Origin of the sequence: Pseudomonas sp. BNK-7, assembly GCF_048072025.1 — a bacterium.
Lineage (GTDB): Bacteria > Pseudomonadota > Gammaproteobacteria > Pseudomonadales > Pseudomonadaceae > Aquipseudomonas > Aquipseudomonas danubii.
This window is the reverse complement of sequence record NZ_CP182252.1, coordinates 3,887,583-3,902,006: the sequence shown is the minus strand read 5'-3', so window position 1 is coordinate 3,902,006 and position 14,424 is coordinate 3,887,583. Positions and strand designations below refer to the sequence as shown.

General features: G+C 64.8%; 11 protein-coding genes. 7 read left to right on the top strand and 4 right to left on the bottom strand.

Annotated features, from left to right (window positions below):
• Positions 1-18 precede the first annotated feature (18 nt).
• Together ACMGF8_RS18205 and ACMGF8_RS18200 are read right to left on the bottom strand one after the other, a co-directional pair.
• Positions 19-1,149, bottom strand: a complete 1,131-nt coding sequence (locus ACMGF8_RS18205; protein ID WP_115582244.1) for an HlyD family secretion protein — start codon at positions 1,147-1,149, stop codon at positions 19-21.
• The gene (locus tag ACMGF8_RS18200; RefSeq protein WP_110653438.1) at positions 1,146-2,801 is read right to left on the bottom strand and encodes an MFS transporter; all 1,656 of its coding nucleotides are present in this window, start codon (positions 2,799-2,801) and stop codon (positions 1,146-1,148) included. Before ACMGF8_RS18200 ends, ACMGF8_RS18205 begins: the two co-directional genes overlap by 4 nt.
• 217 nt (positions 2,802-3,018) lie before the next feature.
• On the opposite strand from ACMGF8_RS18200, the gene dapF reads away from it, so the two are divergent.
• Positions 3,019-3,813: a diaminopimelate epimerase gene (gene dapF / locus ACMGF8_RS18195; RefSeq protein WP_416756917.1), complete on the top strand. Its 795-nt coding sequence runs from the start codon at positions 3,019-3,021 to the stop codon at positions 3,811-3,813.
• Positions 3,814-3,819: 6 nt separating this feature from the next.
• Here dapF and ACMGF8_RS18190 read toward each other — a convergent pair whose 3' ends face one another.
• Entirely contained in the window at positions 3,820-5,304 is a 1,485-nt protein-coding gene (locus tag ACMGF8_RS18190; protein WP_102864404.1) for a DASS family sodium-coupled anion symporter, read from the bottom strand.
• Between the two features lie 244 nt (positions 5,305-5,548).
• Here ACMGF8_RS18190 and ACMGF8_RS18185 point away from each other — a divergent pair, with 244 nt between their 5' ends.
• Together ACMGF8_RS18185 and ACMGF8_RS18180 are read left to right on the top strand one after the other, a co-directional pair.
• Complete coding sequence (locus ACMGF8_RS18185; protein WP_102864589.1) at positions 5,549-7,171, top strand: methyl-accepting chemotaxis protein; 1,623 nt, start codon at positions 5,549-5,551, stop codon at positions 7,169-7,171.
• Between the two features lie 134 nt (positions 7,172-7,305).
• Positions 7,306-8,508, top strand: a complete 1,203-nt coding sequence (locus ACMGF8_RS18180; RefSeq protein WP_102864403.1) for an HD-GYP domain-containing protein — start codon at positions 7,306-7,308, stop codon at positions 8,506-8,508.
• 3 nt (positions 8,509-8,511) lie between these two features.
• Here ACMGF8_RS18180 and bkdR read toward each other — a convergent pair whose 3' ends face one another.
• Positions 8,512-9,000 carry a Bkd operon transcriptional regulator BkdR gene (gene bkdR, locus ACMGF8_RS18175; protein ID WP_060838848.1) on the bottom strand — a complete coding sequence of 163 codons (489 nt, stop codon included), beginning with the start codon at positions 8,998-9,000 and terminating at the stop codon, positions 8,512-8,514.
• A gap of 196 nt (positions 9,001-9,196) precedes the next feature.
• Between bkdR and ACMGF8_RS18170 the strand changes: the two genes are divergently transcribed.
• From ACMGF8_RS18170 to lpdA, 4 genes are read left to right on the top strand one after another with little or no spacing between them, the layout of a single operon-like run.
• Positions 9,197-10,432: a 3-methyl-2-oxobutanoate dehydrogenase (2-methylpropanoyl-transferring) subunit alpha gene (locus tag ACMGF8_RS18170; protein ID WP_102864402.1), complete on the top strand. Its 1,236-nt coding sequence runs from the start codon at positions 9,197-9,199 to the stop codon at positions 10,430-10,432.
• A gap of 1 nt (position 10,433) precedes the next feature.
• The gene (locus tag ACMGF8_RS18165; protein ID WP_416756916.1) at positions 10,434-11,495 is read left to right on the top strand and encodes an alpha-ketoacid dehydrogenase subunit beta; all 1,062 of its coding nucleotides are present in this window, start codon (positions 10,434-10,436) and stop codon (positions 11,493-11,495) included.
• Positions 11,496-12,794, top strand: coding sequence for a dihydrolipoamide acetyltransferase family protein (locus tag ACMGF8_RS18160; protein WP_207167617.1), 1,299 nt, complete (start codon positions 11,496-11,498; stop codon positions 12,792-12,794).
• 17 nt (positions 12,795-12,811) lie between these two features.
• Positions 12,812-14,203: a dihydrolipoyl dehydrogenase gene (gene lpdA / locus ACMGF8_RS18155; protein WP_416756915.1), complete on the top strand. Its 1,392-nt coding sequence runs from the start codon at positions 12,812-12,814 to the stop codon at positions 14,201-14,203.
• Positions 14,204-14,424: the final 221 nt, after the last annotated feature.

The window sequence follows — 14,424 nt, the reverse complement described above, 5'->3', positions numbered from 1 at the left end:
GATCCACGGCGAGAGGGTTCAAGGCGTGACGGAGGTGTCGATGCTGACCACCACCGATAACCCTGGCCGCAACCGCTCCAACTCCGGCTGATCCGGGTCGACGCTGATCCGCACCGGGACGCGCTGGGCAATCTTGACGAAGTTGCCGGTGGCGTTGTCGGCCTGCAACAAGGCGAATTCGGAACCGGTAGCCGGGGAAATCCGCTGCACCTTGCCGCTGAATGTGCGGTGGTTCAGGGCGTCCACGGTAAAACTCACCGGCTGCCCGACCCGGACGTTGTCCATCTGGGTTTCCTTCATGTTGGCCATCACCCACAGCTGGTTCGGCACCAGGGCCATGAGCTGGGCGCCGGAGTTGACGTAAGCCCCCAGGCGCACGCCGATCTGCCCCAGTTGCCCGTCGCGGGGCGCGAGGATGCGGGTGTTGGACAGGTCGATGCGCGCCAGCTCCACCGCGGCTTCGGCGCTGGCCACCGCCGCTTCCAGGGAGCCGCGGTTGACGATCACCGTCTGCAGGTCCTGGCGGGCGATGTCCAGTTGCGCCTGGGCCTGGGCCACGGCGGCGACGGTCTGGGCGTTGGCCGCGCGGGTCACGTCCAGCTCACGCTGGGACACCGAACCGTCGGCAATCAGCGCCTGGTTGCGTTGCAGGTCGGCCGCGCTCTTGCGCGCCTGGGCCTGGCTGTCGACCAGAGCGGCCTGGCGCAGCTTGATCGTGGCTTCGGCGCTGTTGCGTTGCTGCAGGGCATTGGCCAGGGCCGCCTTCTGCACCGCCAGTTGCGCCAGGGACTGGTCCAGGCGCTGGCGATAGATGCGGTCGTCAAGGCGCACCAGCAGGTCGCCGGCCTTGACCTGCTGGAAGTCCTGCACCGGCACCTCGAACACATAGCCGCTGAGCTGCGGGCCGATGATGGTCACCTGCCCGCGCACCAGGGCGTTCTCGGTGCTTTCGATGGCGCTGGAAAACGGCGGCAGCTGCCAGGCATAGAGCACGATCAGCACACCGACGATGGCGATGGCGGCAAAGCCCAGGGACGAGAGGATGCGCACCGCCAGCGGGCGCGGCTCGGTCGCCGGAAGACTCGGCGGGCCGTTGGGCTCGGGAGTCGAGGCGATGGCATTGGTGGTGGGGTTGACGGTTTCGCTCATGAAGTTGGGGCACCACTTTGTTGAACGGGAGCCGCGGGCGCGACCGCTCGGGTCGTGCTCATCAGCCACAGGCTGCGGATGAATATCCAGAGCATGGTGAGTACGGCAATCACCGCGATCAGCATGAATACATCGTTATAGGCCAGCACGTTGGCTTCGCGGGTGGCCGCACTGGCCAGGCTGCGAATGCCTTGCAGGGTGCGCAGGTCCGGGTCGGCGATGACCTTGCCGTAGGCCGCCGCGCCGCTCTGCACCCGGGCCAGGACCTGGGGATCGAGCAGGGTCAACTGCTCGACGATATGGCTGGAGTGGTACTTCTCGCGCACGATCTGGAAGGTCCCGAGCAAGGCCGAGCCGATCAGCCCGCCGAGGTTCTGGCAGATGCCGAACAGCACCGAGAAGCTGACCAGATTGCGCGGGTTGGTCAGCACATTGCGGGTGCCCAGGACCATGGTCGGGCCGAGAAAGAAGGTGCCGCCAAAGGCCAGGAGGAACTGGCTGAGGTACATGTTGGCCGGGCGCGTGAGGTTGCTGGAGAAACTGTCCATCACCGAGCCCACGGCCATCAGCGCCAGGGAAATGACCAGCGGCATCAACAGGTGCGCCGGGTTGATGGTCAGCGCGCTGGTGGCCAGCCCGGCGATGCTGCCCAGCAGCATCACCCCGTAGAGCAGGCGCATCTGCTCGCTGCTCATGTTCAGCGCCTGGAGAAACCCCACGGCGCCGGTGGACTGTTCCGACAGCACCATGCGAATCAGGATCACCGCCAGGGCCAGGCGGATCATCGCCCCGCTGCCCAGCCAGCGGGTCATCAGCATCGGGTTGCTGCGGTTATGTTCGATGCACAGCCCGGCCAGGATCAGCACGATGGAACCGGCACTGGCATAGCCGATCCACGGCGCTTCCAGCCACCAGTCGATGCGCCCCAGGGACAGCACCGCACACAGCAGGGCAACGCCTGTGGCGAGCAAGGCGAAGGTCAGGAAGTCGAGTTTCTCGAAGGTGCGAAAGCGGTCCCCCGGCGGCAGCTTGAGCAGGAACACGCAGCCCAGGGAGGTCAGCGCCAGGCCCAGTTCGAACAGGTACAGGCCGCGCCATTCGGCGATCTGCAGCAGGTCCTCGGAAAACAGCCGGGCCAGGGGCAAGGCCAGCTGCGAAGTACCCAGCCCCAGCACCAGGGCCTTGAGCCGCCATTTCGCCGGGAAGGCCTGGACCATGTAGTACAGGCCCAGGGAGCTCAGCGCCGCGCCGACCATGCCATGGGCCGCGCGCACGGCGATGGCCGAGCTCAGGTCGTTGACGAACAGGTGGCCGAAGGTCACCAGGGCGTAGAGCACCAGGAACACTTCGGTGAAGGCACGCAGGCCGAACTGCTGGCGAAACTTCACCAGCAGCAGGTTCATCGACACATTGGTCATCACATAGGCCGCCGGCAACCAGGCCATTTCCGCGGTGGTCGCCCCCAGCGCCCCTTGCAGGTACGGCAGATTGGCGATCACCAGCGAGTTGCCCAGGCCGCCGGTAATCGCCACCAGCAAGCCCACCAGGGCATAGGCCAGGCGCTTGTGGCCGGGGTGCAGCGGTGTCGAGGGGGAACCGGGCAAGCTGGGCTTTTCGTGGGGCTGCCAGTTGCGCGGGGCGTAGTGATCCATGCCGTGACCTTGTGCTGTACCGGCCGCTGTTGCAGCGCCCGGCGATGTTCGCGGTGCTCCGGCAGTGTGCCGGAAAAACCCGCCGTCCAGGCAGTGCCCAGGCTTGCAGGATGAATTTTATTTTAAGGCGCTGGCGCCGGTGGCGTTTTTTCGCAATCCTGCCCTCGCTGGCGCCCGGCGAAGCGGGCGTCGCCTGCCCTCGCCCACCGGAGCTCGCATGCCGCTGAACTTTGTCAAGATGCACGCCAATGGCGACGACTTCGTGCTGATCGACGCCCGTGGCCGCGACAACCCGATCACTGCCGAACGGGCCCGGGCCCTGGGCGATCGCCGACGCGGCATTGGTTTCAATCAGTTGGTGGTGCTCGGCGATTGCCACGAGAGTGCGGCGCAACTGACCTTCTTCAACGCCGATGGTTCCAGCCTGGACACCTGCGGCAGCGCCACCCGCGGCGCCGCCGACCTGCTGATGGAGGAAAGCGGTGCCACCTCGGTGCAGGTGACAACCGCCCGCGGCCTGCAGCACTGCCTGCGCCTTGAGGATCAGTCGGTGTCCGTGGAAATGGGCCGACCATCGTTCGACTGGCGGGACGTCCCCCTGGCCCGAGAGCTGGACAGCCTGCACCTGCCGCTGCCAGGAACACCGGCGGCATGCAGCATGGGCAACCCCCATTGCAGTTTTTTCGTCGACGATCTGGAGCAACTGGACGTGGCCGCCCTGGGTCCCACGATCGAGAGCGACCCGCTGTTTCCACACAAGACCAATGTGCACTTCATCCAGGTGATCGACCGCCAGACCATCCGCCTGCGCATCTGGGAGCGCCATGGCGCCATCCCCCTGGGCTCCGGTTCCTGTTCCTGCGCGGCGGCGGTCAATGGCATCCGTCGCGGCTTGCTCGACAGCCCGGTGCGGGTGTTGTGCGACGGCGGGCCGGTGACGGTGAGCTGGGACGGCCAGGGCAAGGTGCGCCTGGCCGGCAGCGTGACCCGGGTGTTCAGCGGGTCACTGTGAAGGGCTCTACATCCAGCCCAGCCATTTCCACCAGGTCATGGCGAACACCAGCATCAACAGGTAGCCGATCAGCGTCACCAGCAGCCCGACCTTGGCAAACTGCCGGGCATTGAAGGTCTCGGTACCCAGGCAGACCATGTTCTGCGGCGCGTTGATCGGCAGGATGAAACCGTAGCTGACGACAAAGCCCAGGAGCATGGTCATGCCCAGGCGGCTGAACTCGCCCGGCAGGGTCTGCAGCACGGCAATCAGGATCGGCAGCAAGGCCGAGGTCAGGGCCGTGGCACTGGCGAACCCCAGGTGAATGAGAATCAGGAACGCCGCGAGAATCGCGAACACCGCCAAAGGCCCGACCTGGTCCAGGCCGGTGTGGGCCACCACCTGCCCGCCCAGCCATTGCCCGGCCTGGGTGCTGAGCAGCGCCGAACCGAGGCTGATGCCGACCCCGAAGACGATCACCGTGCCCCAGGGAATGCGCGACTGCACGTCCTTCCAGGTCATGATGCCGACTCGCGGCAACAGCAGGATCACCAGCCCGGCGTAGGTGGTGGTCGTGGTGTCGAAGGGGTGCAGCTTGCCTTCGGTGGACCAGGCCAAAAGCAGCAGCAGGGACACCGCCAGCAGGCGCTTCTGCGGCCCGGTCATGGGCCCGATGTCCACCAGGGACTGGGCCACCGCCTCCTTGCCGCCGGGGATGCTGTCGGTTTCCGGCGGCAGCAGTTTGAGCACCAGCCACAGCAGCACCAGGGACATGATCAGCGCCCAGGGCGCCCCGGCGATCAGCCAGTCGAGCCAGGCCACGCGCTGGCCGAGCATCTTGTCCATGAAGCCCACGGTCAGCAGGTTCTGCGCCGCGGCGGTCTGGATCCCGACGTTCCAGATGCTGGTGCCCTGGGCCACCACGATCATCAGCCCGGCGGCGATATTGGAGCGCTTGTCGACGCCGAACGCGGCGATCACCCCCATCATGATCGGCACCACGCAGGCACTGCGGGCCGTGGCGCTGGGCACCAGCAGGCTGAGGAGGATGGTCACCGCAATGGCACCGATGAGGATGCGCCGGGTGCTGGTGCCGACCCGGGTCAGGGTCACCAGGGCGATGCGCCGGTCGAGGCCGGTGTGGGTCATGGCGGCGGCGATGAACAAGGCACCGGCCACCAGGGCCAGGGCCGAATTGGAGAACCCGGTCAGCGCCAGACTGATGGCCGCCGAGCTGCCATAGACCTGGGTCGGGTCCTGCAGGGTCGGCGCGGTGCCAATCAGGAACGCCATCAGTGCAGTGATCATGATCGCGCTGGCCTCGTAGGACACCGCTTCGCTGATCCACACCACCACCGCGAAGGCGAGGATCGCCAGCATCCGCTGGCCGGCCACCGGCAGGTCGGCGGGCAGTGGCAGAAACAGCACCCCGATCATGGCCAGCACGGCGATCAGCAATCCAATCGGTAGTACAGCCTTGGCCGCGGGCGCCGTTGTCGGAGGCGTAGTCATGGGCCTTTTCCTTTGCAATTGGAGAGGCGCCAAGCTTGCTACAAAACCGCCAAAAGCGCGTTGATAAAGGTCAAGCCGCGGGGTTACCCGCCCTTGCGGCGACGCTAGGTTGAAGCGCGTTGGACGCAAAGAAATATTTTTACATCCCTACAGATTTTTCATCTCTTTGGAGTCACAGTGCTATCAGGGCGACAAGGAGTCGAAAAGCAATTGGCGGTATCACTCCAACCTGCAAGGTGCCTGTATGGTGACAAGAAACTTGAAACTGACGTCCAGGGCTCTCCTGAGTTTTGGCGCTATCTGTGTACTAGTGGTCGGTCTGGGGGGACTGGCGCTGTGGAGAATGGGACAGATTCACGATGCTGCACTGGACCTGCGAAACAATTGGCTGCCCAGCGTCAGGCAAGCCACGAAAATCGAATCCTCCACCTTGCGTGTGCGCCTGGAGGCCCTGCACTACGCCACTGAAAGCGAAGCCCAGAAAGGCGCATCCCTGGACAAGCTGGGTAGCCTGAAAGCCACCCTGGCCCAGGCCATCAAGGACTACGAGCCGCTGGTGTCCAGCGCCGAAGAGAAAACCGCCTTTGATCAGGTCAAGCGCGGCGCCCAGGACTACCTGGACAAGCTGGCGGTGCTGATCGATGCCAGCAAGACCAACACCGCGCAGCAGAGCAGTGACTACATCAATCAGGTCACGGTGCCCCTGGCCAATGCCTTGCAAAGCGCCATCGAAGCCCTGATCGCGATCAACGAGAGCGGTGCCGCGCACTCGGCGACCCTGGCCGACCATCAGTTCGACAGTGGCCTGACCCTGACCTCGCTGATCATCGTCCTGGCGATTGTCCTGACCGTGCTCATCGCCACCCTGTTCACCCGCAGCATCACCCGCCCGGTGCAATCGCTGCTGGCCACCACGCGCAAAATCGCCGAGGGCGACCTGCGGACCCAGGTGGAAGTCAGCGGCCAGGACGAACTCACCGACCTGCAGAAATCCACCCAGTCCATGCTCGACAACCTGAAGTCGACCATCCGCCAAATTGCCGATTCCTCGACCCAGCTGGCCTCCGCCGCCGAGGAAATGAGCGCCATTACCCGTGAGTCCAACGCCGGCATCCAGCAACAGAGCATGGAGACCGATCAGGCCGCCACCGCGGTCAACGAAATGACCGCCGCGGTGGAGGAAGTGGCGCGCAACGCGGTGTCCGCCTCGCAGTCGACCCAGGAATCCGAGCGCTCCGCCGGGCTGGGCAAGGAGCGGGTCGAGCAGACCATCCACTCCATCGAGAAGCTCACCGGCACCGTGGAAAACACCCGGGTGGAAATGGCCGGCCTGGCGCAACAGGCCCAGGACATCAGCAAGGTCCTGGACGTGATCCGCGCCATTGCCGAGCAGACCAACCTGCTGGCCCTCAACGCGGCCATCGAGGCCGCTCGGGCCGGCGAGCAAGGCCGTGGTTTCGCCGTGGTGGCCGATGAAGTGCGGGCCCTGGCCCACCGCACCCAGCTCTCGACCCAGGAGATCGAGCAGATGATCCAGGGCGTCCAGAACGGTTCGAGCAAGGCCATGCTGTCGATGCAGCAAAGCAGCGAGGATGCCAGCCAGACCCTGGCCATCGCCCACGAGGCCGGCGCCGCCATCGGCCATATCGCCCAGGCCATCAGCGAGATCAACGAACGCAACCTGATGATCGCCACCGCCTCGGAGGAGCAGGCCCAGGTGGCGCGCTCGGTGGATCAGAACCTGATGAGCATCCGCGACCTGTCGCTGCAAAGCTCGTCCGCCGCCAGCCAGACGTCCATTGCCAGCAATGAACTGTCGTCCCTGGCGGTGAGTTTGAACAAACTGGTGGCACGCTTCTCCCTGTGAGGCGGGCCCAGGCCCGGTAAGACGTCAGGTAGAGAAAAGCGCTGGCGCTGTTAGCCGGCGATCCGGCTCCTACACGGGTCTGTAGGAGCCAGATGACCGGCAATGGCCGACTGCCCTGAAAGGGAGTGTTGTTGATGCTGAAACTGATTTCGATCCATCAGTTGCAGATGGGCATGTACATCCATCAGTTCTGTGGCTCCTGGCTGGACCACTCTTTCTGGAAGGCTGGCTTTGTCCTCGACAGCCATGCCGACCTGCAACGCCTGCGAAGCTCCAACCTCAGCAGCCTGTGGATCGACACCAGCAAAGGTGGCGACCTGCCCGAGGCCAGTGCAACCACCACGCCGGACCTGCCGCCGACGGCACAACCAGCCACCGCGCCCACGCCCCGGGCCAGCATGGATGAGGAAGTGCAGCGCGCCCTCAAACTCTGCGCCCACTCGCGCAAGGCGGTAATGGCGATGTTCCAGGAAGTGCGCATGGGCCAGGCCCTGGAGATGCAGCAAGCCGAGGATCTGGTGCTGCAGATCGGCCAGTCGCTGCTGCGTCATCCCGATGCGCTGATCAGTCTGGCGCGGCTCAAGAACGCCGATGACTACACCTACATGCATTCAGTGGCGGTCTGTGCGCTGATGCTGGCCACGGCGCGGCAATTGGGCTTGTCGGAGGACTATATCCGCCTGGCAGGCGTTGCCGGATTGCTGCATGACGTGGGCAAGCTGACCATCCCCGACAGCATTCTCAACAAGCCGCAAAAGCTCTCGGACACCGAGTTCGAACGGGTCAAGCTGCACCCCGAAGCCGGTGGCGCGATCCTGCGTCAAAGCCCCGATGTGGATGCGCTGGTTCTGGATGTATGCCTGCATCACCACGAAAAGGCCGACGGCTCGGGCTATCCGCACCGTCTGGCCGGCAACCAGATCAGCCTGTTCGCGCAGATGGGCGCGGTCTGCGATGTGTACGACGCGGTGACCTCCAATCGTCCCTACAACCGTGGCTGGGACCCGGCCGAAGCGATCCAGCGCATGTCCACCTGGAAAGGTCATTTCGGTCAGCGGGTGTTCCAGGCCTTCGTCAAGAGCGTGGGTATCTATCCCGTTGGGGCCCTGGTGCGCCTGAAAAGCGGTCGCCTGGCGGTAGTGATCGAACAAAACCCCAAGTCGTTGCTGACGCCCAAGGTCCGGGTGTTCTTCTCCACCCGCTCCAACCTGCCCCTGGAACAGAACGTGGTCGACCTGGCCAAGATCCACGGCCAGGATCGCATCGTCGCTCGCGAAGCCCCGGAAGACTGGGAGTTCAAGAACCTGGATCGGCTCTGGAGCGGAGTCTCCGCCTGAGCCTCAGGTGCCCAGGGTCAGGCCGTTGGCCGGCAGCGGCAGCGCGGTCTTGTAGCGCACCTGCTTGAGGGCGAAGCTGGAGCGGATGTTGGCCACACCGGGCACCTTGGTCAGAAAGTCCATCATGAAGCGTTCCAGGGACTGGATGGTCGGCACCAGCACGCGGATCAGGTAGTCCGGGTCGCCGGCCATCAGGTAGCACTCCATGACTTCCGGGCGGTCGGCGATGGCCTCTTCGAAGTGCTGCAAGGCCTCCTCCACCTGCTTCTCCAGGCTGACGTGAATGAACACGTTGACGTGCAGCCCCAACAGGTCGGCATCCAGCAGGGTCACCTGCTCGCGGATCAGCCCCAGCTCCTCCATGGCCTTGACCCGGTTGAAGCACGGCGTGGGTGAAAGGTTCACCGAACGGGCGAGGTCGGCGTTGGTGATGCGAGCATTCTCCTGAAGACTGTTGAGAATGCCGATGTCGGTACGATCCAGTTTGCGCATGAGACAAAACAACCTGTTTTTTATGTTTATGCAGATTTTTTATCTGCAAATAACTTCCAGCGCAATGAAACAGAGATAAATATTCTTCTACGCCCGGCCTATGATGTTTGTAGGACAAGATTTCCCTTACCCAGGGAATGACTGTCAGCTAGCGCGCCCAATTACAAGAAATCCACAAGATCGAGCGTAGAAAGCCATGACCACCGCGTATGCACCGCTACGCCTGCACGTTCCCGAACCCTCGGGCCGTCCCGGCTGCAAGACCGACTTCACCTACCTGCGTCTGAACGACGCCGGCCTGGCCCGCAAACCTCCCATCGATATCGAACCTGCCGACTGCGCCGACCTGGCCCGCGGCCTGATTCGTGTGCTCGACGATCAGGGCAACGCCCTGGGCGACTGGGCCGACGACGTGCCGCTGGAAATCCTGCGCAAGGGCATGCGCGCCATGCTCAAGACGCGGATCTTCGACAACCGCATGGTGGTCGCCCAGCGCCAGAAGAAGATGTCCTTCTACATGCAGAGCCTGGGCGAAGAAGCCATTGGCAGCGCCCAGGCCCTGGCCCTGAACATCGACGACATGTGCTTCCCCACCTACCGCCAGCAGAGCATCCTGATGGCCCGGGAAGTGCCGCTGGTGGAGATGATCTGCCAACTGCTGTCCAACGAGCGCGATCCGCTCAAGGGACGCCAGTTGCCAATCATGTACTCGGTGAAGGAATCCGGGTTCTTCACCATCTCCGGCAACCTGGCGACCCAGTTCGTGCAGGGCGTGGGCTGGGGCATGGCCTCGGCGATCAAGGGCGATACCAAGATCGCCTCGGCCTGGATCGGCGACGGCGCCACCGCCGAATCGGACTTCCACACCGCCCTGACCTTCGCCCACGTGTACCGCGCGCCGGTGATCCTCAACGTGGTCAACAACCAGTGGGCGATCTCCACCTTCCAGGCCATTGCCGGCGGTGAAGCCACCACCTTCGCCGGACGCGGCGTGGGCTGCGGCATCGCTTCCCTGCGGGTCGACGGCAACGACTTCATCGCGGTCTACGCCGCCTCGCGCTGGGCCGCCGAACGCGCCCGCCGCAACCTCGGGCCGACCCTGATCGAGTGGGTCACCTACCGCGCCGGCCCGCACTCCACTTCCGACGACCCGTCGAAGTACCGTCCGGCCGACGACTGGAGCCACTTCCCCCTGGGCGACCCGATTGCCCGCCTCAAGCAGCACCTGATCAAGATCGGCCAGTGGTCCGAAGAGGAACACGCCGCGGTCAGCGCCGAGCTCGAAGCCCAGGTGATTGCCGCGCAGAAAGAAGCCGAGCAGTACGGCACCCTCGCCGGCGGCCAGATCCCCAGCGCCGCGACCATGTTCGAGGACGTCTACAAGGACATGCCCGAGCACCTGAAACGTCAACGCCAGGAACTGGGGGTCTGACATGAACGATCACAACAACAATATCCAGCTGGAAACCGCCATGACCACCACCACCACCATGACCATGATCCAGGCCCTGCGCTCGGCCATGGATGTGATGCTCGAGCGTGACGACAACGTGGTGGTGTTCGGCCAGGACGTCGGCTACTTCGGCGGCGTGTTCCGCTGCACCGAGGGCCTGCAGGCCAAGTACGGCACCTCGCGGGTGTTCGACGCACCGATCTCGGAAAGCGGTATCGTCGGCGCGGCCATCGGCATGGGCGCCTACGGCCTGCGTCCGGTGGCGGAAATCCAGTTCGCCGACTACGTCTACCCCGCCTCGGACCAGATCATTTCCGAAGCCGCGCGCCTGCGCTATCGCTCCGCCGGCCAGTTCACCGCGCCGATGACCCTGCGCATGCCCTGCGGCGGCGGCATCTACGGCGGCCAGACCCACAGCCAGAGCATCGAGGCGATGTTCACCCAGGTCTGCGGCCTGCGCACCGTGATGCCCTCCAACCCCTACGACGCCAAGGGCCTGCTGATCGCCTCCATCGAAAACGATGACCCGGTGATCTTTCTCGAACCCAAGCGCCTGTACAACGGCCCGTTCGATGGCCACCACGACCGCCCGGTAACGCCGTGGTCGAAACACCCGGCGGCCCAGGTGCCGGACGGCTACTACAAGGTGCCGCTGGACGTGGCGGCCATCGCCCGTCCGGGCAAGGACGTCACCGTCCTCACCTACGGCACCACCGTCTATGTGTCGCAAGTGGCGGCCGAGGAAACCGGCATTGACGCCGAGGTCATCGACCTGCGCAGCCTGTGGCCCCTGGACCTGGACACCATCGTCAAGTCGGTGAAGAAGACCGGCCGTTGCGTGGTGGTGCACGAAGCCACCCGTACCTGCGGCTTCGGCGCCGAGCTGGTGTCGCTGGTGCAGGAACACTGCTTCCACCACCTGGAAGCCCCGATCGAGCGCGTCACCGGTTGGGATACGCCGTATCCCCACGCGCAGGAGTGGGCATATTTCCCAGGGCCGTCCCGAGTGGGCGCGGCGCTGCAACGGGTCATGGAGGTCTGAATGGGCACGCACGTTATCAAGATGCCGGACATCGGCGAAGGCATCGCGGAAGTTGAACTGGCGCAGTGGCACGTAAAAGTCGGCGACCAGGTGGTCGAAGATCAAGTCCTGGCGGACGTGATGACCGACAAGGCCATGGTGGACATTCCCTCGCCAGTGCACGGCACGGTCATTTCCCTGGGCGGCGAACCCGGTGAAGTGATGGCGGTGGGCAGTATCCTCATCAGCATCGAAGTCGAAGGCGCGGGCAACCTCAAGGAATCCGCCCAGGCCGCCGCGCCGGCGCAACAAGCACCGGCCGCTATTAATAAGCCGGCTGCCGCGCCAGTGGTCGAAGCACCCAAGGTGGAACAAGCCGTCGTCAGCCAAGCCGCCTGCCGCCCTGCTCCCCAGGCGCCGGTGGCGCGCCAGGCCGACGAACGCCCCCTGGCTTCGCCCGCCGTGCGCAAGCACGCCCTGGACCTGGGCATCCAGCTGCGCCTGGTGCAAGGCAGCGGCCCCGCCGGGCGCATCCTGCACCAAGACCTGGAGGCCTACCTGGCCCAGGACAGCCAGCCGCTCAAGGGCTACTCGGCGCCGGGCACAGGCTATGCCGAACGCCACGACGAAGAGCAGATCCAGGTGATCGGCATGCGCCGCAAGATCGCCCAGCGCATGCAGGAATCCAAGCACCGCGCCGCGCACTTCAGCTATGTCGAGGAAGTGGACGTCACCGCCCTGGAAGAGCTGCGCCTGCACCTCAATGAAAAACACGGCGCCAGCCGCGGCAAGCTGACCCTGCTGCCGTTCCTGGTGCGGGCCATGGTCGTCGCCCTGCGCGACTTCCCGCAGATCAACGCGCGCTACGACGACGAAGCCCAGGTCATCACCCGCCACGGCGCGGTGCATGTCGGGGTCGCCACCCAGAGCGACGTCGGCCTGATGGTGCCGGTGGTACGTCACGCCGAAGCCCGCAGCCTGTGGGGCAACGCCGAGGAAATCTCGCGCCTGGCCAAGGCGGCCCGCAGCGGCAAGGCGGCCCGGGATGAACTGTCCGGTTCCACCATCACCCTCACCAGCCTCGGCGCCCTGGGCGGGATTGTCAGCACCCCGGTGCTGAACCTGCCGGAAGTGGCGATTGTCGGGGTCAACCGCATCGTCGAGCGGCCGATGGTGATCAAGGGCCAGATCGTGATCCGCAAGATGATGAACCTCTCCAGCTCCTTCGATCACCGGGTGGTCGACGGCATGGACGCTGCGCAATTCATCCAGGCCATTCGCGGCCTGCTCGAACAACCCGCCACGCTGTTTGTGGACTGACTTTCAGAGGAGCAGGCATGCAACAGACTCTCAACACCCAACTGCTGATCATCGGCGGCGGGCCTGGCGGTTACGTGGCGGCGATCCGTGCCGGCCAGCTGGGCATTTCCACCATCCTGGTGGAAGGCCAGGCCCTGGGCGGCACCTGCCTGAACATCGGCTGCATCCCGTCCAAGGCGCTGATTCATGTGGCCGAGCAGTTTCACCAGACCCGTCACCACAGCCAGGGCTCGGCCCTGGGCATCGAAGTGGCGGCGCCAACCCTGAACATCGGCAAGAGCGTGGAATGGAAGGACGGCATCGTCGACCGCCTGACCACCGGGGTCGCCGCGCTGTTGAAGAAAAACAAGGTCCAGGTGATTCAGGGCTGGGCCAAGGTCATCGACGGCAAGACCGTGGAGATCGAAGGCACCGATACCCGCATCCAGTGCGAACACCTGCTGCTGGCCACCGGCTCGAAAAGCGTCAACCTGCCGATGCTGCCCATCGGCGGGCCGATCATCTCCTCCACCGAGGCCCTGGCGCCCAAGACCCTGCCCAAGCGCCTGACCGTGGTCGGCGGCGGCTACATCGGCCTGGAGCTGGGCATCGCCTACCGCAAGCTCGGGGTCGAGGTCAGCGTGGTCGAGGCCCAGGAGCGCATCCTGCCGGCCTACGACGCCGAACTGACCCAGCCGGTGCTGGAGTCGGTGAAGCAGTTGGGGATCAAGCTCTACCTCAAGCACAGCGTGCTGGGCTTCGATGCCGCCAGCAGCAGCCTGCAGGTGCGCGAGCCCAACGGCGACACCCTGAACCTGGCCACCGATCAGGTACTGGTGGCGGTGGGTCGCAAACCCAACACCCAGGGCTGGAACCTGGAAAGCCTGAACCTGGATATGAACGGCGCGGCGATCAAGATCGACCACCGCTGCCAGACCAGCATGCGCAACGTCTGGGCCATCGGTGACCTCAGCGGCGAACCCATGCTCGCGCACCGGGCCATGGCCCAGGGCGAGATGGTCGCCGAGCTGATCGCCGGCAAGCACCGCGAGTTCAACCCGGCGGCGATCCCGGCGGTGTGTTTCACCGACCCGGAACTGGTGGTGGTGGGCAAGACTCCGGACGAGGCCCGCGCTGCCGGGCTGGATTGCATCGTCAGCAGCTTCCCGTTCGCGGCCAATGGCCGGGCCATGACCCTGGAAGCCAAAAGCGGTTTCGTGCGGGTGGTGGCCCGAAGTGACAATCACCTGATTGTCGGCTGGCAGGCGGTGGGGGTCGGTGTCTCCGAATTGTCCACGGCGTTCGGCCAATCCCTGGAAATGGGCGCGCGCCTGGAAGACATCGGCGGCACCATCCACGCCCACCCGACCCTGGGTGAAGCGGTCCAGGAAGCGGCGCTGCGGGCCTTGGGCCACGCCCTGCACCTGTAAACACAACCTGTAGCCGCTGCCGCAGGCTGCGACAAGGTCCGCAGGACCTTCCGAGGGTCTCAAGAGCACGTTCTCTTCGAGGCCGATCGCAGCCTGCGGCAGCAGTTACAGGGTTCAATACGGGGATGCGGTAAGCCCCCGGAATGCAGTATTGTTGTGCCCATCCAAAAAAACGTCAGAAGCCTTAAGCCGTTCCGGCGGTTGTTAAGTGATAGAGGGTG